Origin of the sequence: Thiothrix eikelboomii (genome assembly GCF_900167255.1) — a bacterium.
Classification (GTDB): domain Bacteria; phylum Pseudomonadota; class Gammaproteobacteria; order Thiotrichales; family Thiotrichaceae; genus Thiolinea; species Thiolinea eikelboomii.
Genome location: NZ_FUYB01000001.1, coordinates 223,681 through 249,534, shown reverse-complemented (window position 1 = coordinate 249,534; position 25,854 = coordinate 223,681). Strand labels below are relative to the sequence as shown.

The 25,854-nt window shown below is 46.7% G+C and carries 12 protein-coding genes; 9 read left to right on the top strand and 3 right to left on the bottom strand.

Going from position 1 to position 25,854, the window contains the following annotated elements:
- Positions 1-13: 13 nt before the first annotated feature.
- The 6 genes from B5D50_RS01145 to B5D50_RS01120 all read left to right on the top strand — a co-directional run bounded on the left by B5D50_RS01145 (position 14) and on the right by B5D50_RS01120 (position 21,597).
- Positions 14-928, top strand: coding sequence for a hypothetical protein (locus tag B5D50_RS01145; RefSeq protein ID WP_078920737.1), 915 nt, complete (start codon positions 14-16; stop codon positions 926-928).
- A 261-nt stretch (positions 929-1,189) separates the two neighbouring features.
- Positions 1,190-14,284: a GEVED domain-containing protein gene (locus tag B5D50_RS01140; protein ID WP_078920736.1), complete on the top strand. Its 13,095-nt coding sequence runs from the start codon at positions 1,190-1,192 to the stop codon at positions 14,282-14,284.
- 126 nt (positions 14,285-14,410) lie between these two features.
- The gene (locus tag B5D50_RS01135; protein ID WP_078920735.1) at positions 14,411-14,995 is read left to right on the top strand and encodes a cadherin; all 585 of its coding nucleotides are present in this window, start codon (positions 14,411-14,413) and stop codon (positions 14,993-14,995) included.
- Positions 14,996-15,172: 177 nt separating this feature from the next.
- Positions 15,173-18,529, top strand: coding sequence for a hypothetical protein (locus B5D50_RS01130; protein ID WP_143594207.1), 3,357 nt, complete (start codon positions 15,173-15,175; stop codon positions 18,527-18,529).
- An 85-nt stretch (positions 18,530-18,614) separates the two neighbouring features.
- On the top strand, positions 18,615-20,741 hold the full coding sequence (locus tag B5D50_RS01125) for an IPTL-CTERM sorting domain-containing protein (RefSeq protein ID WP_078920733.1): 2,127 nt from the start codon (positions 18,615-18,617) through the stop codon (positions 20,739-20,741).
- 340 nt (positions 20,742-21,081) lie between these two features.
- Complete coding sequence (locus B5D50_RS01120; RefSeq protein ID WP_078920732.1) at positions 21,082-21,597, top strand: TlpA family protein disulfide reductase; 516 nt, start codon at positions 21,082-21,084, stop codon at positions 21,595-21,597.
- An 85-nt stretch (positions 21,598-21,682) separates the two neighbouring features.
- Here the strand turns inward: B5D50_RS01120 and B5D50_RS01115 are convergent, their stop codons facing one another.
- The 3 genes from B5D50_RS01115 to surE all read right to left on the bottom strand — a co-directional run bounded on the left by B5D50_RS01115 (position 21,683) and on the right by surE (position 24,477).
- Entirely contained in the window at positions 21,683-22,702 is a 1,020-nt protein-coding gene (locus B5D50_RS01115; RefSeq protein ID WP_078920731.1) for a LysM peptidoglycan-binding domain-containing protein, read from the bottom strand.
- Positions 22,703-23,048: 346 nt separating this feature from the next.
- A complete protein-coding gene (locus B5D50_RS01110) occupies positions 23,049-23,729 on the bottom strand; it encodes a protein-L-isoaspartate(D-aspartate) O-methyltransferase (protein ID WP_078920730.1) in 681 nt (226 codons plus the stop codon).
- Positions 23,719-24,477: a 5'/3'-nucleotidase SurE gene (gene surE / locus B5D50_RS01105; protein WP_078920729.1), complete on the bottom strand. Its 759-nt coding sequence runs from the start codon at positions 24,475-24,477 to the stop codon at positions 23,719-23,721. Before surE ends, B5D50_RS01110 begins: the two co-directional genes overlap by 11 nt.
- Before the next feature lie 53 nt (positions 24,478-24,530).
- On the opposite strand from surE, the gene B5D50_RS01100 reads away from it, so the two are divergent.
- The 3 genes from B5D50_RS01100 to B5D50_RS20570 all read left to right on the top strand — a co-directional run bounded on the left by B5D50_RS01100 (position 24,531) and on the right by B5D50_RS20570 (position 25,780).
- Positions 24,531-25,076, top strand: coding sequence for a Smr/MutS family protein (locus B5D50_RS01100; RefSeq protein WP_234975759.1), 546 nt, complete (start codon positions 24,531-24,533; stop codon positions 25,074-25,076).
- Positions 25,077-25,167: 91 nt separating this feature from the next.
- Positions 25,168-25,527, top strand: a complete 360-nt coding sequence (locus B5D50_RS20575; RefSeq protein WP_234975758.1) for an FKBP-type peptidyl-prolyl cis-trans isomerase — start codon at positions 25,168-25,170, stop codon at positions 25,525-25,527.
- On the top strand, positions 25,520-25,780 hold the full coding sequence (locus tag B5D50_RS20570; RefSeq protein WP_234975757.1) for an FKBP-type peptidyl-prolyl cis-trans isomerase: 261 nt from the start codon (positions 25,520-25,522) through the stop codon (positions 25,778-25,780). The genes B5D50_RS20575 and B5D50_RS20570 overlap by 8 nt, the downstream gene beginning before the upstream one ends.
- The last annotated feature ends 74 nt before the right edge of the window (positions 25,781-25,854 follow it).

Below are 25,854 nucleotides of genomic sequence, written 5' to 3'. Positions count from 1 at the left end.
GAGATTATCTAAGATGCAGATCCTCGCGCAGCCTTGCAAGTTCATCGCTTACTCATTATGTATTTTTATGGTTTGCCTTTTTTATTTGCTATGGTATTCGCTCGCGTTCGCCGCTGACTCAAGCCACCTTAAAAGCCTGCAAGTCGGAGTGAATTTACAAGTCCGTGCTTATTTACAAGGACCGTATGAGGCCAGTACAGACTTAATGCAGGATGATTTGCGGGCAAAAGGGCTGCTACCACTGCATCAGCCTTATCGTCAAGCTCCGTTTCTCTATCAGGGGAGTGAGACTTTAAATCGGTCACTGACTAGTGTTTCGGTCGGTGGAGATGAGGAAGCTTTGATTGATTGGCTCTTACTTGAGTTGCGTAGTGCTAGCAATCCAACGCTGGTTCTTGCACAAAAGGCCGTGGGTTTGCAAGCTGATGGTGACCTGATGGATGTGCAGACTGGCTCAACGACTTTAGCTTTTTTGAATCTGAGTGCAGGGGCTTATTATGTGTCTTTGCGGCATCGCAATCATTTAGGGGTGGTCAGTGCCAGTGCACTCAGTTTGAGCTTTACCAGCAGTCTGATTGATTTTAGTGATCCACTGTTTACAGTCGCAGGGCAACATAGTCGTTATCTGTATAAAACTAAAGCGCTACTTTGGGCGGGTGATCTGAGTCAAGATAAAAAAATTATTGCTCATGGCTCGGGTAGTGATAATACGCTACTGATCAGTACAGTCCTCAGTGCGAGTGCGAATACGGCTTTCAATACCAGCTATCGACTCAATGGTTATGCTGCCACTGATCTGAATTTAGATGGTGAGACGCTAGCGGTTGGACCTGACAATGACAGTCGTTTGATCTACTCCAATATCCTCAGTTACCCCGCAAATACCTCCTTTGCAGGCAACTATATCTTGCGTGGCAATGGGTATTGAAGGTATTGAATAGTCAGTACTCAGGATCAAGGCTAAGGCCTTGTGCTGATTTTTGGCCAGCAACTGCACATTTTATCAGCTCAAAACTGAGCTTGATATTAATATAGTTGATATAGTATCATTTAAGTCAATAATTTAAAATTTTGTTGACCAAAAATGAGCAGATGACAAGTTCCTCTTCATCGTTTTTGAGTGAACCGTGATAACCCAATTGAGTGCTGAAGCACGCTAAATAATCATAAAAACAATGGAGCGAATAGCATGACCCTCTCACGTGCACTATCTTCGAGTGCTCTAGTACGGTTTTTCTGTAGCTTAATCTTGTGGTTTTTAAGTGAGCAAGTCTTAGCCTTAGGCTGTACGGCGGCGAGCTACACTTATACCGACAATGGTTCGAGTAATAGTTATTCGTTAAATTCCGGTGAGTCCTTAAAAATTAATACGGGTACTTACACGGGAGCAATTAATAATTTTGCAGCTAATTCCAGTATTTGTGTGGAGGCGGGAGCAAGTTTTATACCGAGTGCCTTGAATAATAGCGCCGGTTTGCTCACGAATTATGGCATCACCAAACTCCAGACCTTTGCTTATAATCAAGCCACTAGCTTAGATAACTATGGCCTATGGTATTTCATGGGCGGACTCAATCTGAATGGCAGCATTACCATCCGAAATCGTGCGAATGCTACCATGTCAATCATAAATAATTTTCAGTTGTCGAATGGTTCTACACTGGAAAATCAAGGCCTATTTTTGGCGAAGCAGGATCTTAATACCAGTTCAGGGACGAGTTTAAGTAATGAGTATCGCCTTGAGATAGAAGGTAATTTTAACCCTAGTGGTAGCTTCAGCAACTATGGACGGGTTTACTCTAAAAAGCTCATAAACACCAACGCGGGTGCTCTAGTTAATAATTATTGTACTTTGGTTGCGACCGATGGTTTTAATAATAATGCGATGTTGATGTCTAACTGGGGTAAGATCTTAATGACCGATGCTTCCGGTGCGCCTAGTGGGCTTTGGCAAAATAATCTAGACTTTTTCAATGGCGTGGATGCGAAAATTGCGGGTAAAGATTTCACTAATAATGCGGCCTTCAGTGGCTCTGGTGCTTTAATTTTTTCAGGTGAAACGCGCAATCAAGGGAGCTTCATAGGTGATGCCACCAACCCTATTAATTTTTATGACGAGACCTCCACTGTAGGTCTATTATTTGATAATTATACCGTCACACCGATTAATACCTTCCGTTCTTTATTTGCCCGCCCAACTGAGCTAGATGCCCCTGCGACCTGTACTAGCCCCTATAAAGTGATCACTAATTTAAAACTATGCCCTGCCAATAGCGCTTTACAAAATCAAGCCAGCACGGTGATCAATGTAACCAGTAACAGTGTCGAAAACCCAACTCAAGCGCTCAGTTCATTAGACACAGTAGCAGCAACAGCCAGCGCAAGTAATTCAGCAAAAATTAATACCAATGGGGTACTGACTTTGGATTTAGGCAAAGTCATTCCTGCTGATTCGCCGATCATTTTGTCACTGGCTCCGGCAGATAATGCAGCTCGAGTTAGCATTGAACTGTCTTTAGACGGTGTTGTTTTTAATTACAAAGGTAGCTTTGGAAATGCGGGGAGTTTAGGTACAGCCCCTATCAATCAATTAGCCCGAGTCGTGATTAATGCGAACGGTGGTGGTTCACAATATATTCGCTTGAGCTATGAAGCTGGCGCGATGTGGGTGGATGGTGCGGAATCCTTGCAAACTTGCAATGATAGTTATGATTATGGTGATGCTCCGTTAAGTTATGGGGTTGCAGCGCATAAAGTGGCTGCGAATAATCTGTATTTAGGTGCAATTATTCCCGATGCAGAGAGTGCGAGTATTCATTCAATTCGGGCAAACGGTGATACCACTGATGAAGACGGCCCACCCCTGCAAGCAGTCGGCGCAGGTATTTTTAGTTTTTCCGTTTTGAAAATGACGGATATGAGCTATAGCACAATTATTCGTACCACTAATCAGACAGGTAATCTAGCCAAACTAAGTGGCTGGATTGATTTCGATAAAAATGGCAGCTTTGATGCTGATGAACGGGCAGTGGTCGATGTTCCCACTGGCTCAAATAATCTCGATACCCCGCTAACTTGGTCTAGTATTCCAACGGATATTAAGTTGGGTACAACCTATATCCGCTTACGCTTAACTACGGATGCGACTGCTGCCACGCAAGCAGCAGGGATTGCACCAAATGGTGAGGTGGAGGATTTCATTTTACCCGTCCACATGGATATTCCACCGAATAGCCCAAGTATCTCTATTGCCACGACCTCGGCACCTTTGGCTTGTCAGTCAGTGATTTTCCAAGATGATTTTAATGATTTGAATCCAATCAGCACGAGTTATTGGGGAGCCAATCATGCAGGAGGGGCTATGCCGATTCGCTCTTGGACTGCTGCAGGAGGCGGTACGGATACCTATGGGTATTTGCTAGATTGGGGCTTAGGTTATGGAACGTCGATTTATTTTGGCAACGGTGCGGTGCGTAATGTTAGCCCCAGCTTAGGCAGTGGTTTTAGTTTTGATGCTCAAGGCAAGTTATTAACACCGATTGATGCTGTGGCCTTAAGGGACACGATTGATGATTTGGATGCTTCTGGGACAGCGCATGAAAGCCATTGGGGTGTTTTGCCGGTGAGTTTATCGCGTTCGTTCGCTACGACAGTCGGTAAAACCTATCGTTTATATTTCTCTGCCCTGCGTGAAACTGGAGATTTTTTACCCGGTATTATGCGGGTCGATGCACCCGGCGGTTCGATTCATTTTAAAGCCCCTGCTAGCACAGAAGGTATCTTGGATTATGCGATTGATTTCACCGCGACTAGCACAAGCTCTTCGATTAGCTTTGTGAATTATGGCCATTTTGCTCCGAATAGTAATGGCTACTGTAATGTGATGAATAATGCTTGGTGTACCGTAGGTGGTTTGGATAATAACGGTAAAACAGCTAATGAGCTCAGTATCGACAATGTAAGGCTGGTGGAGGCCGCTTGTGCGACGGGTGGGATTGGTGGCTATGTGTATCGGGACACTAATCTGAATAATACCTATGAGTTAGGTAGTGAAACGACGATACCTGCGATTACTGTGAGAATTTATGATGAAAAGGGTACACCGGCGGATCTCACCGATGATCGTTTGGTCGCGAGTCAGTCCAGTTTTGCCGATGGACATTATGTGTTTCAGCAGTTGGATGCGAATGCAAGTTATCGGGTAGAGGTTGATACCAGCGATCCTGATTTGCCAAGTGGTTTAACGATCGGTACACCGCATCCTTCAACGGGTCTAGTCCCCTTAGTCAATGGTGTTAAAACGGCTAATTTTGGTTTTGATCCGGCTGCGGACCCTACAACCGAAGATACCGACGGGGATAGTGTTGCTGACATTGTGGATTTGGATGATGACAATGATGGAATCTTAGACGTTTTTGAGTGCACAGGTGGCCCAGCGACTGTCAGTGGCGCTAGCTGCCGTACCCAATCTGGCAGCTCCAGTGGTGGGACAAGCTCTGCTTCCAGTGCGTTCAGCGTTTCTTGCTCCGGTGCTCCGGCCAAAGCGGGTGACATTATTCGCTTTACTGATGTCAACAGTGCTTCTAGCTTTGCTGAAACAGTTAATATTGAATTTTTGGAGCGGGTGGCAGGTGTTTATACCTCAGCGGCCACTATCACCTACCCTGAGTTCAAAGGCTCTGGCAATGGGCTTTATCACTGGGGCATCCGTAATCCAAGTGTTGACTCGCTGAGATTGCGCTTTATTGCCACGGGATCGGGCTCTTACAGCATCAATTATTGCTTGGCTGATTGTATTGTCTGCGAAGACACCGATAGTGATGGTATTGACGACTCCAAAGATTTGGATAGTGATAATGATGGCATCCCGGACAATATCGAAGCACAAAGCACGACCGCCTATATTGCGCCTTCAGGCGTGATCAATAGCAGTGGTGTTGATACCAACTATGCAGCTGGTTTGACTCCTGTGAATACAGACGGAACTGGCACGGCGGATTATCTTGATCTTGACTCGGATGATGATGGTCTGTTTGACATTACCGAATCAGGCGCTAGCCTCCCCGATGCAGGCGGTGATGGCAGAACGGATAATCCTGTCGGCGTGAACGGGCTGGATAATACTCGTGAAGTGCTGGATAACTTCGATGATGTCAACGGCCTGTATGATAATACTCAAACTGACAATTTCACCGATGCAGACAATGATGTTCTGACTGGTGGTGACGTGGATTACCGTGATCGGCCTGCTCTTGACCGTTCTGATGCGCCCGCATCTTATGGGACACCAGTGCACACCGTGACTGGGGTACTCAAATTAGGCGTTAATGCGCCAGATGTTGATGGTGTGCTGTCACCCCTGAATGGCACTGGCGATGATGTGACTGGCACAGATGACGAGGATGGTGTGTCTACCTTCCCCACATTGATAGTTGGGGCAACCAGCTATTCCATTCCGGTTGCCAATATTTCAGCAACTGGCACAGGAACTTTGCATGCTTGGATCGACTTCAATAAAGACGGTACATTTACCTCGGGCGAGTATCGCTCGGTCACAGTTACCAATGGCACGCTCTCCGGCTCTTTAAGCTGGGCAGGTATCGTGGCTGGCTCAGTGGGAACGACCTATGCGCGTTTCCGCTTTACTTCGAGCGTTTTGACAGATAGCGCGGGAACAACCACGGTCGACGAACGTGCCACGATGGCAGCCGCTAATGGTGAAGTGGAGGATTATGCACTGACGGTTATCGCTACCCCAATCGCTGATCTTGCTGTCACCAAGACCAACGGTGTAAACAGTGTCAATGCAAATAGCAGCACAATTTATACCATCACTGTCACCAATAATGGCCCCAGTGCTGCCATCGCCACCCTAGCTGACCCTATCGCCACAGGGCTTAGCAAAACAGCGGTCGCCTGCGGTACAACTCCGGGTGTATGCGTGACTCCACCGACTGTCGCTAGCCTGCAAGCGGGCTTTAATACACCGAGTATTCCCTCAGGTGGAACTTATCAAATTAACGTGACCACGACCGTCAGCGCCACCAGTGGTAGTGTGGCAAATGCCGCCACGGTGGCTACACCTAGCGGTACAACTGACCCCAATAATAGTAATAACAGCAGCACTGACACCGATACGGTCACTCCAGTCGCCCCTGTTATCGTACAAAATCTATGTGATGCGCAGTTAAGCTTTACCACTGCCGCTGCCGCCAATCCCGCCCTGGGTTTATTGGATTACACGCCCATCGCCACTACTGGGTTAGGCGTGTATGAAAATGTCGGTGGCCTCGGCGTTGACCTCGTGTTACGCGCTCTCAATCAAGATGGAACTCCGATTGTGGGCGGTGGGTTTATATTGGATGGCTCAACCTCTGGCTTGTACAATAATTTTATACCTTGGCGCTTAGAGATCGAATACTACCGCACCGGTACTAACCAAATTGTTCCAGCAGCAACTGCCAACTTTACCCTGTCTTTAGAGGATTTCGAAGAGCTTGAGGGCATCCGCATTCCATCCGCACTGAATCTCTCTAGTAGCCAACTAGGTCCGATCAGTGTACGGGATGACACTTCCGTCATTTATAATCCGGGGGTTGCCAGTCCAGGGCCGAGTTATAGTGCAGATGGCCTAACCATTCTGGGCTTCTTCCCGACAGGTGCGGGTGTGCAAACGGGTAAATGGACGAAGGTCAGATTGCCTACGAGCGAATACCATAAGCTGACCGTCATGATCGAAAAATTTGGTGGGAATAATTCCGTTTTACGGCTCTGTTCTCCTTACGCCTCTAGTGCTGACCTTGAGCGCTCCGATGCCCCAGCCAGCTATACTGAAGCTTGGCATGATTATACACCGAGCACCTTACGCCTTGGCGCCAGTGTCGATTTCGACGATGCTCCTATTATGAGTGTGGATGCCTTGGGGGATGGTGCCGATGATGATGGTGTCACCGTTCCTACCTTAGTGATCGGTACAACCAGCTACACCATTCCAGCAGCGAATATCAGCGCAATAGGCAGCGGAACCCTGCATGCTTGGGTGGATTTCAATCGAGATGGCGCTTTCAGTGCCACTGAATACAAAGCTGTGACGGTAACCAATGGTGTTCTATCCGATAATTTGGTTTGGACGGGGATCACGACGGGTGCAGCAGGCTCGACCTTCGCCCGCTTCCGCTTGACCTCAACGACCTTGACGGACAACACAGGCACACCAGGGGTTGACGAGCGGGCAAGTGGTGCTGCCGCTAATGGCGAGGTGGAGGATTATGCACTGACGGTCGGTACTGGAGGATGTGCCATTAATGCGGCTGCTTTACAGAATGTAGCCTGCCATGCTAACGGTACACCGGCTGCACCTGCGGATGACCAGATCTATTTCAGCCTGAATCCCACTGGTACTGGTTTAGGCGTTAATTACAGCGTCACGGTTTCTGGCGGAATGACGATTGCGCCCGCATCGGCGGTTAACTATGGTACTCACCAATGGTTTGTCCTCGGTGCTGGTTCTGCCGGCAGTGGGAATAAGACGCTCACCCTTACGGATGGTGCCAATGCAAGCTGTACACTGGCTGTTCCATTGGCTGATCCCGGTAGCTGTGTATCGGCCTGTCCCGGTAATTTGCTTGCCAACGCCAGCTTTGAGCTGGATGCCCTGAACACGACACCGCCCACGGGCTGGAGTGGAACGGGTGTGGTCGCCGGGAATAACACGAGCGAGCCGGATGGTAGCAAGTTCGCTTACGACAATGATGGCCCTGCGGGTACCTTGTATCAGGATGTGCCTGCCGTTGCGGGTGAAGCGTTCTCCATGCGTTTCTATGCGGGGGCCCATGCACCGGGATCACAAACGGTTTCAATCCGCTATTTGAATAGCACGGGTGGAACACTGGGGACACCTGCTACCTACGCTATTGCCTTCGATACGGATAACTTTTCTCCACAGATCCTGGGAGGGCCTTACTCACTGGCTTTGGGCGCTGCTCCCGCAGGTACTGTCGCCGTCCGGGTCGAAGCCAATAACGGGGGGCTGGATTTTGCTAAAGTCGATGCACTGTGCCTTGAGAAAATGGGTTCGACGGGTTCGATCAGTGGCACGGTTTACACCGATAGCAATGGCAACAATGCTTACAATTCCGGCACTGAATCCGGTATCGGCTCCATCACGGTCACTCTGCTGAATGCGGCAAATAATGCCACCGTCGCCACGACCAGCACCGCCGCGAACGGCACCTACAGCTTCGCCACGGTGAATCCTGCCCTGACCTACAAGATTCAGGTGGATACGGCTGATCCTGATCTGGCAGGTAAAACCATTGGCACTACTAACCCATTGACGGGTATCAGTGTCACCGCAGGTGGCACAACAGCGAATCAGGATTTCGGCTTTGATACACTGGATTACGGTGACGCACCCGCAACCTATGGCAGCCCCATCCATCGTATTGCAGGTACACTCAAGCTCGGTGCCAATGCCCCCGACAGTGAAACCACGCTGACACCCCTGAATGGTACGGGCGATGATGTCAATGGCATTGATGATGAAGATGGAGTGGCCAGTTTCCCCGCACTGTTGGCCGGTGCCACCAGCTATTCCATTCCGGTTGCCAATATTTCAGCAACTGGCACAGGAACTTTGCACGCTTGGATCGACTTCAATAAAGATGGTAGATTTACCTCAGGTGAGTATCGCTCGGTCACGGTTACCAATGGCACGCTCTCCGGTCCTTTAAGCTGGACAGGTATTGTCGCTGGTTCAGTGGGAACGACCTATGCGCGCTTCCGCTTTACCTCGGGAACACTCACCGATAATGCAGGCACGACCACAGTCGATGAACGAGCCACCGCAGTTAATGCCCCTGACGGCGAAGTGGAAGATTATGCCTTGGCATTATCGGTTGGTAACTCGGGTTCTATTACCGGCAAGATCTTTGAAGATGTGAATTACGGCGGTGGCGCTGGGCGTGCATCCTCAGCCGCCGGTGCGGTAGGGGTTACGGGAACAAGGGTCGAATTATATGCGAATAATGGTAGCCTCCTTAGCAGCACTCTCACTGATACCAATGGCCAGTATAGTTTTAACAATCTGAGCGCCAATAATTATTTCGTGCGTGTCGTGAATAGCAGTGTTAAGTCGACGCGAGTGGGGTCTGATGGTACAGAGCGTGGTATCCAAACTTTCCGTACTGATGGGACAACCGCGACTCTGAATGAGGTCGGTGGGCGTCAAGTGACGGCTACGGATGCGAATGCAAATATTACCAACCAAACCCTCAATACCACGAGTTTCCTTTTGTCTGGAGGCGGTCAGGCTCAGTCTGTACAAGCGGTGACAGTTGCAACCAGTCAGAGCAGTGGGGTCGATTTTGGTTTCAATTTTGATACGGTGGTTAATACTAATGATAGTGGGCAAGGGTCTTTACGCCAATTTATTCTCAATACTACGGTCTTGGGTGGGGAGAGCAGTTTGGCACAAGCGGGGCGTACCGCCGGTAAAGAGCATGCGATTTTAGAACTCACCACGACTGATCCAAATTATCAAGCAGCCCAACAATATTGGAGGATTTCCGTACAAAGTGAATTGCCTCTGATCGGGGACGATATAGTGATTGATGGTTCTACCCAAGCAGCTCGGGTAGGCTTTAGTTTCGCTAATCGGCCGACGATTGAGTTGAGCGGTAGTAATCTGCCCGCAGGTGTACTTGGCAATGGTTTGCGCCTGAATGGGGTCAATGGTGGTAGCACGATTAGATATTTGGCAATTAATCGCTTTACAACCGCAGGTATTAAGATCTATCACTCCAAAAATAATCTGATTGAAGCCAATTATATTGGTACTGACCCCACAGGCACGGCGACTAACCTAGGTAATACTGGGCCTGGGGTTGATGTAATGAGTCCTTCTGGCCTGAATTTTATTCAGAATAATCGGATTGCTTATAACCAAGGCGATGGTGTGGTTGTATGGAACTTTAATGGCGTCGGTACTAACGAAGCGGCGCGTATTTCTAGTAACAGTATCTATGCTAATCTGGGTTTAGGTATCGACCTAGCCGATGATCAGATCACACTTAATGACCTAAATGATGCGGATAATGGTTCGAATGACTTGCTCAACTTCCCGGTATTACAACAGCTGGTGATTAGTAATGGCAATGCCTTGGTGCGTGGTTGTGCACCCGCCGGAGCAGTCGTGGAGTTTTTCGAGGCCGATGTCAGTGTGGGCGGTGCTGCCACAGCGGGTAGCAATCGGTTTGGTTTATCACAGGATTATGGTGAAGGTCAGGTCTATTTAGGTAGCATGGTGGAAGGGAGTGTAGCCGATACGGATAACGGCAATTGTAATGTCCCTGCACAAGATGGTAACAACCACACGGGTATGAAAGCCTTCCAATTCTCTGTACCAACCCCGGCTAGCTTGATGACAGGTGATGTGCTGACTGCCACTGCAACTTTGAGTGTAGGTACTTCCGAGTTTGGACCGACCGTCACGGCGATTGCTGGCCCGCCACCGATTGGTGCAGGGAGTTGTGCAGCGACGGGTGGTTCAGATATTCTGTTCATTGTCGATAATTCAGGCTCAATTACTGAACTAGAATATGCTGATTTTGCCCAAACCATTCAAACCGTGGGTAGTCAGTTATTGGTGAATAATCCGAATAATCGTATCGCAGTGGCTCATTTCGGCGGACCTTCGGATTCTCTGGTCAGTGGTGGTCAGTATGTTTATATTGAGCGTGACTTCTCCAGTACCGCGATGTCTGCACCAGTGCGGCAGTTTGCTTGGGGTGGGGCTTTTAATGCTAGTTGGACGGCTGATCATTTGGCGGGTGCTATCCAACAAATGCGCTATGCCTTGGATGGTCAGGTCAGTACCCTGTCTAGTTATATTCTCAGCCCAATCAAGGAAACAGCGCGCAATACTGCAGCACCTTTACAGATTGTATTAATGACCGATGCAGCACGTTATATAGATGCTGTGCCTGTCGATATTTCTATGTTGATTGATCCACCCGGCTCAGGTGCAGAACCTGATGATGGCTCGGCTTTCACTGTGTATAACCAAATGAAAGCCGAAGGCGTATCATTTTCAGTCGTCAGCTTTAATCCAGAACCGGTTGATATTGCGGCCTCCGCTGCGATTGCTTCAGTGGGAGGTGGCTATACCGCCGCGATTGAGGCAAATCCACAAGATCCTGAGGGTTCACAAACCACGCCACGTCGTTATGTTGCAGTGACTTCGGGTTTCCAATTAACCACTGAACAAGTGGATGAATTGGTCGAAGGAACAGCGATTTGTAGCAGTGGTATCTCTGGGACTATTTTCGAGGATACCAATTATGGAGGTGGGAGTGGTCGTCCTTTCGGGACTGCGGGTACTGTGGGAATCGCAGGGGCGGTTATTGAGGTGTATGACCAGACGGGTAATTATGTGGCCAGTATCGTCAGTGCAGCCAATGGCAAATATATGCTGCCCAATCTGCCAGATGCAGATTACTGGGTACGGGTTGTGGATGAGACGGTGAGTTCTAGTCGATTAGGCTCGAATGGTTCTGAACTAGCGGTGTTGACTTATCGCTCAGATGGTGTCGCCGCGACCACGAATCAGATTGGTGGTAATCGGCCAAACTTGGTTGATGCGGGTGTGAATCCGGGGACTGCGACCTTAAATACGACGACCTTCTTGTTTAGTGGTGGTAGTTTAACGGCTAAGCCTGCGCAATCAGTGCAACGAGTAACCCTAGCAGGTAATAGTGTAAAACAGGTTGATTTCGGCTTTAACTTTAGTACAGTGGTCAATACGAATGACAGTGGACAGGGTTCGTTACGGCAATTTTTATTAAATAATAAACAGTTGGCCATCAATAGTTTGGCACAAGCCTTACCTGCTGCCTTAGCTGCTGAGTATCCAGCCGGAACTGAAACCAGTATTTTCATGATCCCAGCTAGCCAACTGACGGCCGGTGAAGCCCTGATTAATTTAACCAGTGGTGCTCTAAGTTTAGAGCGGGCGAATACGGCGCTGGATGGGCGTACCCAGCTAGCTAATATTGGTAGTGGTCGGATTGTTTTAGATAACAGTACGAGCAATGGCTTGAATTTATTGCCTAGTGCAACAGGCTCGGCAGTTCGTGATCTGACAGTGAGCCATGCTGCTGGTAGTGGTGTGGTGTTGGATGATACTGATAATGCAGTGATTGAGCGGGTCGCGGTGCTCAATAATAGCCAATACGGTATTAGCCTAATCAACGAGGTGCTCAATAATCGGGTGATCACCAATACGATTGCACAGAATACTTGGGCAGGTATCGCCCATATCGGTAATGGCCTAGGCAATACCTATAGCCAGAATAGTATTCATGACAATGGTGGTTTGGGGATTGATTTAGGCGTTGATGGCGTGACCGCGAATGACAATCTTGATAGTGATACTGGCCCTAATAAGTTACTCAATTATCCAATGGTTGAGGCAGGTTCTTCTATTAGTTCAAATGGTACGAAAGTCGTTGCTTATGATTTTGATCTGGATCTGCCGACGAATACGCATGGTTATCGCCTAGAGTTCTTCCGTAATACGTCGGTGGATAGCTCCAAGCATGGGGAGGGTGAGATCTATCTCGGTTATGTGGATATTAATCATGCGGGTGGTGGGGTATTAAACTTTAAAGGCTCACTCAACGCTAATCAAACCGTGCCTGCGAATGCCAATATTGCGGTGACAGTAACCGAGAAAACCAGTGCGACGAGCCTAGGCAGTACCTCGGAGTTTTCTGGGGTACAGAATGGTTCAGTCTCAGTGTGTACTGATTTGATTAGTGGTACAGGTGCGGATATGACAGTGAATGAAAACTCACCGGTCATTACTTATCTGGAAGCGACTGATGATAATGGTAATCCGATTACTTATGTGATTAGTGGCGGAGCTGATGGTCAGCAGTTTATCGTGCAAGACCCCAGTCCGGGTGCAAGCTTAGACTGCAAGCTGATCGTCTTCCGTAACCCTAATATTGTGAGTGCACGTTCGGCCTCTATCACTAAAGCCTCGCCGTTGTTAATACCGGGGAATTATGAAGCCCCTAGCGATAGTGGTGGTGACAATCGTTATGAGTTGACGATTACTGCGACCGTCAAGGGGCAAGCTTATGTGCGTCCAATGACCGTAGGAGTCAGAGATATTAATGAGTTGCCTGTCATTATCAATGAAAACCAGACAGAGGTTTTAGAGGGTAAAACTGGGGTAGCACTTAATGTTGAATCCTTCGATCCTGATGCAGGTGATCAGGAAGGGGCAGGGATTAGCTATGCGATTTCGGGTGGCGCTGACCGCAGCCGTTTTAAACTTAATCCTAAAACAGGTGAGTTGAGCTTTATCGCAGCGCCGGATTTTGAACAGCCGTTAGATGCAGACAAAAACAATATCTACGTACTGGATGTGCGGGTGATGGATGATCAAGGGCTGAGTAGTGTGCGTAGCCTAAAACTGGCAGTGATTGATGATCAGCTCAATGAGGGCGTTTATCTGCAAACTAAAGTCTTGCTACAAGGGCCTTATCTCACTTCAACTGGACTGATGCAGGATAGTTTACGGGCGACAGGTTTATTGCCGATGGTTCAGCCTTATACAGCGAGTCCGTTTAATTACTTAGGGACTGAACAGCTGAATGTGGATTTAGCTACCGTGACAGGTAAGGATGCTGTAGTTGACTGGATACTGATTGAATTACGTGAAGCAGCGAATCCCAAAGTCGTAGTGGCGAGTAAAGCTGGACTACTACAGCGGGATGGTGATGTGGTTGATGCACTGACTGGAGCGGCTGCACTGAACTTCCCGGTAGCAGCAGGCAATTATGTTGTGAGTGTGCGGCATCGTAATCACTTAGGTGTTAGAACGGCTACGGCAATTGCCTTGGCTGGCCAAGCAACTGTCGTTGATTTCAGCCAAACCGCTACTCAGGTCGCGGGTCTACATGCGCGGCTTGAAAGTGCAGGCTTAGCCTTGCTGTGGGCAGGTGATGCTAATCAAGATGCCCGTTTAATCGCGATTGGGATTGGCAGTGATGCCGGAGTAATGCTCAATGCGGTCTTCAAAGCACCTAAAAATACTAACCTCAATAGTAGTTATCGCCTATCAGGTTATTTAGCAACTGACTTGAACATGGATGGAGTGACTCTGTTTATGGGACCCAATAATGATGCCAATATTTTATTGGGGAATCTATTTTTATTCCCGAGTAATAAGGATAAAAATAGTAACTATATAGCAGTAGGTGGATTAGCTAAGTAACTCAAGGGGCTGGCAGGCACAGAGCTTTGCCAGCCCTTAGTCCGCCTGTCTGTAAATTTAGCAGATTAATTAAGCTAGTCGCTACAATCAGCTGATATTAAAAATAATAATTTTAGGAATTCACAGATGCACAATAAAAATAAATCCTCCATTTTTAGTCTATTAATCACCCTAAGTCTAGGCTTGACTGCAAATTCCGCTTTAGCTGATCCAGTGCTTGAATATAAGCTAGCACTCGCTGATGATGGTAAAAGCTATGAAGTTTGGATGAAACCCTCAGTAACACCCAAGCCGAATATTAGTTTAACGGGGCAGCTGACTCTAAAAGTGCCGCATGCCGCGAAATTTAAACCTTTGAATGTGGTAGCAGGGGTGGAGGGTGCTGATTGGATTGAAGCTTCGCGGGTCGATGCACCTAAAGAAGATCCTGAGCATGATTATATTTCTTTCTCTTATATTGGCGCACAAGGGAATAGTGCACAAAATTATCCTTGGGTGGCAGATGAAGAGCTTTTAGTGTTTTCATTTGCTAATGAAAAAGGTTGTGTGAATGGTCTGAGCATTATGCAGGATAATGATCCTTTTAATATCCCTAATAACTCGCAGCAAACCAATCCCGGCAATCAATTTACCAATTTAGGCTGGGGTGCTGTCGGCGAAAATAATTTTAAAGGTGTTTATGGTGCTTCACCTAAATGCTTGAAAAAATAATAATTTAATAAATAAATTCAGAATTAATTGAAAATAATAATTGAAAATATTGAACAAGTAATAATTAAATAAAGTATTAGATTGTATTAGCTTCAGTAAAATTGTTTATTCTGGGCAGGCAATTTGAGTTTGCTTGCTCTAGAGCCTTTGCGTCAAAATAAAAAAGAGATAAAGCAAATGCGTACCCGCACCTTCACGTTAAATAAGTATTTAGGGCTAAGTGTTTCTGTGTTTTTACTCGCTGCGAGTAGTCAGGCAGCATGGGCTGCTCCTAATGTTGAATTTGCTATTCGTTGGAGTACTACTGATGATCGTTATCATGTTTATATGAAGCCAAGTATTACTCCTGCACCCGATGCTCATTTAAATGGGCAAGTGACTATAGTTGTACCACACTCGAGTGAATTAAGCACGGCTTTTAAGATAAACGATCTATTTTCTACAGTCGTTAATACGACTTGGTCATCCAGTTCACGGGTAAATGCTCCGGTTGAAACTAACGGTGCTTATGATTACCTGTCTTTTATCTTAAGAGCTGATCAAGTCAATGCCTTTGCATGGCAAGCTAATAAAGAAATTGAAGTATTTAATTTTGCTAATGCAGGTAAGTGTCTAGGGCCAGTCACCTTAATGGAGAATACCGATCCATTTAATACCGGTTCTAACTCAGCACAAACGAATCCGGGGAATGAGCTAAGTAATATCGGCTGGGATATGGGTGAAAATGCTTATTTAGGTAGTTACGGAGGTGCTGCTAACTGTGCTGATAGTTTAGACACCGATGGTGATGGCCTAAATAATGGTTTAGAGCGTCAATTAGGGACTAATCCTGATAATCCAGATACCGATGGGGACGGTCTAACAGACAGTGTTGAGGTGAATATTACTAAAACCGATCCACTCAAAGCTGATATGGATGGCGATGGCTTAACGGATGGGCTGGAAGTGAATACCACCAAAACTAATCCTTTAAAAGCTGATACCGATGGTGATGGTTTAACCGATGGGTTTGAAGTCAATACGACTAAAACTGATCCACTCAAAACGGATACCGATGGAGATGGTATTAGTGATCAGGTTGAATTAAATATCACTAAAACCAATCCACTCAAAGCGGATACCGATGGGGATGGTTTAACCGATGGAATGGAAGTCAATACGACCAAAACCGATCCGTTGAAAGCGGATACGGATGGTGATGGTTTAACTGATGGGGCTGAAGTTAATCTAAATAAAACTAATCCATTAATGATAGATTCTGATGGTGATGGGTTATCTGATCATTATGAGGTGAATGTTTCTAAAACTGATCCGTTGAAAGCCGATACGGATGGTGATGGGATAAATGATAGCACTGAAATTAATATCACTAAAACGAATCCTTTAAGTAGTGATACCGATGGGGATGGTATGACGGATAGTACTGAAATCAATACCACTAAAACTGACCCCTTGAAAGCGGATAGTGATAGCGATGGCGTGAATGATGGTATTGAAATTGGTCCTGATCCTTTAAAGCCAATAGATACGGATGCAGATGGTAAGATTAATGCACTCGATACCGATGATGACAATGATGGTTTATTGAGTGTAAGCGAAAACTACAATGGGGCTACACCGACGGATGATGATACTGATAAGGATGGTAAACCCGATTATCTCGATAGTGATGATGATGGGGATGGCAAGCTTTCAGTAGCAGAATCCAATGATCCGAATAAAAATAACTGGCCTGATGATGCACTAGACAGCGATGGGGATGCTAAGCCGGATTATTTAGACAGTAATGATACCGATGGTGTAAAGGGTGATCTGGATAAAGATGGTCTGACGAATGAGCAAGAACAATTAATTGGCTCTTCACCGACTGATGCTGATAGTGACGATGATGGTATTCCTGATGGTCAAGAGTTTGGAACTGCCGTTAAAGCCCGCGATACGGATGCCGATGGCAAAATTGATATCTTGGATGCGGATGATGACAACGATGGTATTCCAACGCTCACTGAAGATATGAATTTAGATGGCGATAAGAATCCCTCAACCCATCCTTTAGATACCGACACAGACAGTTTGCCTAATTATTTAGATAGCGATGATGATGGTGATAAAAAGCTAACGGCGATTGAAGACAAAAATCTTGATAGTGATAAAAATCCGGCGACCAGTCCGACCGATACGGATAGTGATGGAGTTCCCGATTATCTGGATGCAGTGGACACGGATGGCCCAACAGGCGATAAAGATGGGGATGGCTTAACTAACAATTTAGAACTGAGCTTAGGTACCAATCCTGACCTTCGCGACAGTGATAGTGATGGTGTGCCAGATAATCTTGAGATAGGCAGTGATCCGACTAAACCCCTGGATACGGATGCTGATGGCAAAATCAATGCTTTAGATAGCGATGATGACAATGATGGTGTTCCAACCGCGAGTGAGGACTTAAATCTGGATGGTGATAAGAATCCAGCGACACAAGCTACCGATACGGACAGTGATGGTAAATCGAATTATTTAGATGCCGATGATGATGGTGATGGTTTGTTAACCAGCAGTGAAAACTATAATAGCAACACGGCCTTAGATGATGACACTGATAAAGATGGCAAGCCGGATTATCTAGATAATGATGATGACAATGACGGTATCTTATCCGCGAGTGAAGGTAATGACCCGAATAAAAATGGTTTACCTGAGGATGCCGTGGATGCAGATCAGGATGGAATTGTCGATTACTTAGATGCCACCGTGAATGCGATTACTTTACAAATGCGTGCGATGTTGCAAGGTGCTTTCAATAGTTCAAGCTTATTAATGCGGGATGATCTGCGTGCGAAAGGTTTAATTCCCAGTAAACAGCCTTACACCGTAGCACCTTATGCTTATCCAGGTGTGGAACAAGTGGCTACGAGTCAGCTGAGTATCACGGGTAATAATGCCCCCGTGGATTGGGTATTGATTGAGCTACGCTCGCCGATAGATGGTAAAACCGTATTGTACCGTAAAGCCGCGCTAGTCCAACGGGATGGTGATCTGGTTGAGGCCGACACAGGTAATAGTACCTTACGCATCTCAGGTGCTTTGCCCGGCAATTACTATGTTGCTATTCGCCACCGGAATCATCTAGGGGTGATGAGCTCATCGGCGGTAAATTTAATGACGACACCGACCTTAATTGATTTTACGACTTCTACTACCAAGATCTACGGTGATGCAGCCGGACGCACCCAAACTAAAGGTGTTAGTTTACTGTGGGCTGGGGATGCCAATATGGATACGCGCTTAATCAGTAATGGTGTCGGGCAAGATGCAGGAGTGATTTATGCAAAAATATTAAGCGCTCCGTTGAATAGTTCGTTCAGCAGTAATTTCGTTGTCAGTGGTTACAATACCACCGATTTCACCCTGGATGGGGACACCATTTTTACTGGCCCGAATAATGATACCAATATTTTAGTGGCTAATGTGTTGGTTTATCCAGCAAATACGAACTTCAATGCGAACTACATTGTAAAAAGTCAGTTACCTTAGCAGGTTAAAGTTGAAGGTGGGTTATTAACCCACTTTCACTGAAAAACTCGGCTGATTTAATAAGAATTAAAACTGGTAAATAATTATGAAAAAGTCACTGAAGCAAGCTGTTCTTAGGGGGATTACCTTAGTTCTTACTGCCCAAGCAGGCTACGCCTTGGCTGCACCCACTGAGGGGGTCGAGTATAGTATCAGGTGGGATGGCACTAGCGGTCTCTATCGTGTTTATATCCGCCCAGTGGCTACTCCCGCCGCACCCGATATTCCGATCTCGGCGCAGGTGACGATTCGTGTACCGCATACGGAGTTACCTAATCAATTTACAATTCCGACCACGGGGATTACGGCTGCGCATAGTGAATGGGCTTGGCCTGTTACCTCAAAAGCCTATGCACCCCCCGAAAGCTCAAGCTTTGATTATTTTTCTTTTACCGCAAGTATTCCCAACAGCACTTCCCGTGATGTGGGCTGGCAAGCAGGGGTAGAGCAAGAGGTCTTCAGTTTTAAGAATACTGGGAAATGTTTAGGGGCTATTTCAATTATCAATAATGAAACCGATCCTATTATCGGTGGGGTATCGAATCTTAATGCCGGTAATGAGTTCAGTCATAACTCTTGGGCTGGGGATAATGATTATCTGGGTAATTATGGCAGTCCCGCTGAAGCTGATTGTACGGCGAGTGCCAGTGCTAATACTGCGCCTAATGCGGTAACAGACACTATCTCGGTAGTGAGTGGTAGCTCGATCACTGTTGAGGCTTTAGCCAATGACACGGATGCAAACAATGACACTTTGACTCTGCAACATGTCACCGATGGTGATTTTGGGAAGGTTGTCATTAAAAATGGCAAGCCCGTTTATACCGCTGATGCGGCTTATGTGGGGTCGGATAGCTTTAGCTATTTTGTGTCTGATGCTAAGGGTGGCGTGACTGAAGGTACGGTCAATGTGACCGTGACGAGTGGATCTTCTGCCACCGATACGGATGGGGATGGTTTGAGTGATACTCAAGAGCAAACTTTAGGTACGAATCCTGCCCTCGCGGATACGGATGGGGATGGTGTGCCGGATAAAGTCGAAGTCGGTGCTGATCTGACTAAGCCAGTCGACACCGATGCGGATGGCAAAATCAATGCCCTCGATACGGATGATGATGGCGATGGTATTCCCACTAAAGGTGAGGATCAAAATCTAGATGCAGATAAGAATCCAGCGACGCAAGCCACCGATACGGACGGGGATGGTAAACCAAATTATTTAGATGCCGATGATGATGGCGATGGCAAGTTGACTAAGGATGAGGATAACAACACCGACGGTGATGGCAATCCGCAAACTAATCCACGGGATACAGATGGCGATGGTGTTCCTGATCCGATTGATGCCAGTGATAGCCCTACGACCTCAACAAACGCTGTGCCCAAAGCGGTGGCGGATAGTGCCTCGGTTGTCGCAGGGGGATCAGTGACGATTGATGCGCTTGCTAATGATACCGATGCAGATGGTGATACCTTAAGTATTGATAGTGTAATGGAGCCAACTCATGGTTCAGTCTCGCTGGTATCGAATAAACTGATCTATACCGCTGATTCCAGCTATGTGGGGATGGATAATTTCACTTATGTGGTCTCAGATGGTAAAGGTGGTAAAAATACCGCGATTATCTCCATTACCATCACGGCTCAAGCTTCAGGAGGGGATACGGATGGCGATGGCTTGACCGATGCCCAAGAGCAAACCTTAGGCACTGACCCTAGTAAAGCGGATACGGATGGCGATAGTGTGCCAGACGCTAAAGAGGTGGGCAGTGAGCTAGCCAAGCCGATAGATACCGATGGCGATGGTAAAATCAATGCAGTCGACAAAGATGATGATAATGATGGGATTTTCAGTCTCTATGAGAATTATAAGGCGGCGGGTGTACTGAATACGGATACCGATGCTGATGGGATACCCGACTATCTTGATGGCGATGATGATGGCGATGGAGTACCGACTCCTCAAGAAGGTGCTGATGCTAATAAAGATGGTAATCCAAGCGATGCAGTGGATGTGGATAAGAATGGTTTACCCGATTATTTGGATAAAAACTTTATTAACACGGTAGTCAGTACTCAGGTGTCAGTGCCGACCCTAAGTCAATGGGCGCAGCTTGTGTTGACGATGTTGTTAGGTTTTCTAGCGTTTCGGCGTTTTTCTAAAAAGCAGTAAAGCACATTTATTTAATTAATTAAAAGGTCAGGGGTTTAACGCCCCTGACCTTTTTTATTGATAGATAAAAAAAATTATTTGACTGTCAAAATGTTGTGGAAATACAACTTGCAATCAAAGCAGGGTATCCATAATCTTAGGAGTGTATTCGAGGTTGCGATGTGGGCTATCTATTATCGGTCATGCACAGGTGAGTTAACTAAATCGTTGATCCTAAATGGTATTGATAATAATATCTAAATATAACTAACACCTTTATCATTCATGTTTTATACAAAATAATAACTCTTGGTGCATGGGCTATTTTCAATTACTAAATCAAAGGTTTGAGGGCATCTCTATGAAAGTCATGAAGTGGGTAACTGTTTTTTCTGGTTTGTTAATGTCTGCAGTGGCTTCTGCACAAGTATCTAATTTTTCTTTTCAAGATATTTACGGTAAACAACACCAATTTTCTGAATACAAAGGTAAATGGGTGATTGTTAATTATTGGTCGCCCCAATGTGGACCTTGCTTATCGGAAATTCCAGCTTTAAAGCAAGTGGCAGCACAGTATCGTAATAATGTCGTGGTATTAGGCATGGATGCAGGTGAAACACCCAATGCCGAGTTACGGCGTTTCATTCGCCAAAAAGGGATTAATTATACCGTGGTACCCACTCAAGATAGCACAATGTTTGCTCTTGGGTTAATTTATGGTGTGCCAACCACTTATATTGTTTCGCCTCAAGGTCAAGTGATTGATACGCATATGGGGGCTGTCACAGTCGATCAGTTGAAGGGATATTTTAATAGAGGCGCTAGTATGCTTTCCGATAAAGATACTCAAAAGCCTTGTACGGGTAACTTATGCTGATCATAAGTCTAGGTAATACTGACTGCTGATTAGCAAAAAACCATAAAAACCCGTACTTAAAAATACGGGTTTTTCATAATGGATCTTATTTAAGACGCAAGGATTGGCCCGGATTAATTTGATAGTTTGGAGCTTGTAAGTTATTCAAACGAATAATGTCTTTCCAATACACGCCAGTATTGCGCATGACTTGGAATACCGTATCACCGCGTTTCACAGTATAAGTATTGCCACCGGAGTAGTTATTCGGGGCAAACGAGCCACCGCTGCTGCTTCCGCCGCTTGCATAGGGGTCGGTGTTGGCGGTGTTACCTGAACTATAGCTATTTGAGCTAGGTGAGCTGTAGTCATAGTTGGTATTGGAGTTATTGTCGTAATAGTTAGACGGTGCTTTAGGCTGTGTACTATCGTAGTAATTAGAGTTGTTATTATTGGTAGCGCTACCGGCTTCGCCATAGTTATAATAGCTATTGTTATTCGTGGCAGTGCCATTGCCTGCTTGCCCAGAATAATCGTAAGTGCTGCTACTGCCGCCACCGTTATTGGTATTGCCCCCATAAGCATAGTCATAACCACTGTTATTGCCTTGCTGTGGGTTACCGCCACCTTGTTGATTATTATATTGGCCAGCGTTAGCACTACCACCACCAGAGGCTGAGCCAGCAGGGCAGGCTGGATTGCCATGTGTATGAGCTAAGCCTTGAGAAGGTAAGGGATGGCTGTGGACACGACCACAATGGGAGTGCGGTACACCACCATTATTATTGCCCGGATTATATTGTTGTGGATAAGGATTGGGATTGCGCGGAGGAGCTACATACGTTGTGCCGCCACCTCCCCCAGTATAGCCACCGCCACCATAACCACCACCTGTGGCATGGGTATGTCGTAAGCCAGTGCCAGGGAGGGCATGAGAGTGAACTTTGCCACCGTGAGAATGGGTCACGGCCTCTTTAGTAGCCCCTCCCCCGCCATAGTTGCTACTACCTGCATCATAAGTACTCCCCGTGCCGGATGAGCCATAAGGCGAATAGCCTGGTGCACAAGCTGTCATTGTTAACATGACTACGGAGCTTGCTGCGAGAAGCTTGATTGTTCTATCCATGAGATACACCTGTGTTATTTAAACGCTTAAAAAAGAGAGCAGCCACATTGCAAACAGCTAGACCCGTCGAGGCTACGAACCCAATTATCAAAACACGTTGGGGCTGGTGCAGGTACTGAGCGCTGCACTAAGAAAGAACGTGCTCCCAATTTGATCATGTCCGTAATTATAAATGGAATCAAGACTGTTGATAATGTACACGACGCAATCACTATACTTTTAGTGGTGTTTCATCCAAGAGTGCAGGCCCGAAAACATCTACTCACTCTTATCTGCATGGATACTTTGTCGTATAAATAACGGAAAAGTTTCAGTATCCATTTATTTTCCTAATACAAACCGTTCATTACAGCCGCTCACTACGAACTAAAGGTACGAATTGCACAGATTCAATCACTTGTTCTTGATAGTCAGTTTCGTTGGTTCGGGTGACAACTTTTAATACCTGAACCTCGCCTTGTTTTCCGGTAGGAATAATTAGACGTGCACCGACAGCAAGTTGTTCTAACAGGGCTTGGGGAATTTCTGCGGGTGCAGCGGTCACTATAATCCCATCGAAGGGGGCCTCATAGGCCAATCCCCAACTACCATCACTGAGACTGGTGCGAATATTACGATAGGCCAGCTCATCCAATAAAGCGCGGGCTTGTTTATGTAGAGCTTGAATCCGTTCAACCGAATACACTTTAGCAATGAGCTTGCCTAAAATAGCTGCTTGATAGCCCGAGCCAGTTCCCACTTCTAATACCTTTTCTAACGGATGCTCACTGGCTAAGAGCAGCTCAGTCATCCGCGCTACGATATAGGGTTGGGAGATAGTTTGCCCGTGGCCTATGGGCAAAGCAGTATCCTCATAAGAACGGGTGGCTAGTGCTTGATCCATGAATAAATGACGTGGAAGTTTGCGCATCACGGCTAATAAGGCTTCATTCTGAATACCTTGCTCACGCAGACGTAGGATCATGCGATCACGAGTCCGTTGCGAGGTCATGCCAATCCCTTCGATGGCTAATCGACTAAGAGCCATGAGCTTGCTCCTCTAACCACTGCTGCGTACAAGCTAAAGCTTGATAGCGGGTTAAATCACTGTGAATCGGGGTAATAGAAATATAGCCCTGTTCAACGGCATGAAAATCGGTATCTTCACCGGCATCTGCAATACTCCCGACAGCTCCCACCCAGAAAATTTCTCGGCCGCGTGGATCAGTACTGCGAATGGCTGGTTCTGAATAATGACGCTGACCTAGACGGGTCACTTTAAAGCCACGGATCTGTTCCCACGGCAGATTGGGTACATTAATATTTAAAATCATGTGGCTACGGTCTGGGTATTGATGAGTGAGCGGCAGCAAATATAGAACCGCATTGACGGCACTTTGCAGGTGACTAGGATCATGTGAATTCATGGAAACAGCGAGCGAGGGATAGCCTAAATGTCGACCTTCCATCGCTGCGGCCACTGTTCCTGAATAGAGTACATCATCCCCCAAATTAGGCCCTGAATTGATACCAGAAATCACAATATCTGGCGGACTCGCATACAATCCGGTTAAGCCTAAATGGACACAATCAGTCGGTGTACCATTCACGCTGTACAGATTTTCCGCCTGTGGGCGCAACCGCAGTGGATTCACCAAGGTGAGTGAGTTGCTTGCACCGCTGCGGTCACGGTCAGGTGCAACTGTGATAACATGATGCTGCGCTGCTAAAGCGAGGCGCAGGGCGGTGAGGCCGGGTGCTTGAAAGCCGTCATCATTGCTCAGCAATATATTCATGATGTCCTAAGTATTAGTCGATGCAATTATTATAGTTAGCAGGAGGATGCTCAATGCAAAACGAACACAGGCCACCTCCCGCTGATGACTTCGTGTTATTTCGGGAGTCTATGCAGGATGTAGCCCCCCTGCAACCGTTAAATCAAGCCGAGTTAGCACTCAAGAAGCCTCCTGCGATTCCTCTAAAAACTATCGAGGACGAACAGCAAGTCCTGTTAGATATGTTTTCAGATGAATACGACCCCACTGAATTACAACCCGGCGATATGCTGAGTTATTTACGTCCGGGGGTGCAACATCGGGTTTTTAATAAGTTAAAACGGGGTGAATATCGGGTTGCTGCCGAGCTAGATTTGCATGGTTTGAATATACGCCAAGCTCGTGCTTATTTAGCCGAGTTTTTAGTAACCGTTTATCCGTTACACGGCGAATGTGTGCGCATTATTCATGGTAAGGGTAATCGCTCAAACCATCGTGGCCCGGTGCTAAAAACTAAAGTGAATCACTGGTTGCGCCAACATGATCGGGTTCAAGCCTTTCATTCAGCTCGCCCGGTCGATGGTGGAACGGGTGCGGTGTATGTCTTATTAAAGCGTTAAGCTCAATCTGCTGCAAGTAGCTGCAAAAGCTCATAAAAAATAGGCATAATGCGTTTTCTTTTTGTCTTTATTATTCTGGATTCTTTTTGAAATGAATAAAAAACTCAGTCTATCCCTTGCGACGCTGTTATCGGTTGGAGCTTTATTGGCTGCTTGTGGTGATCAAGCGACTACGCCGGCCACAACGACCACAACAGCAACTACTACAACTACTGAAGCCAAGCCAGCTGATCCTGCTGCTTCAGCCACCGCCGCAACAGCAGCGCCAGCAACTACTGATCCGGCTGCTACGGCGGCACCTGCGCCCGCTGAACCTGCCGCTCCTGCTCTAGCAGCCAGCAGTTCAGCCGTCACTAGCTTACAAAGTAATGATGTGAAACTAGGTTCTGGTGCTGAGGCAGTGGCGGGTAAAACGGTTAGCGTACATTACACGGGCTGGCTGTATGTATGATGAAAAAGCTGCTGATAAGCATGGTACTCAATTCGATAGTTCCCATGACCGAGACGAACCCTTTGAGTTTAGTTTAGGGAGTGGCCAAGTGATTCAAGGTTGGGATCAAGGCGTCGTCGGCATGAAGGTCGGTGGCCAACGCACTTTAACTATTCCCGCTAGCCTCGCTTATGGCGAAACTGGGGCGGGTGGTGGTTTGATTCCAGCGAATGCTACCTTGGTTTTTGATGTTGAACTCTTAGATGTTAAATAAGTTGAGTGCTTATTCACGTTTAATTTAGGTTTAAATAAAAGACCCTACCCAGTGTGTATCTGTTCCAAGGCTAA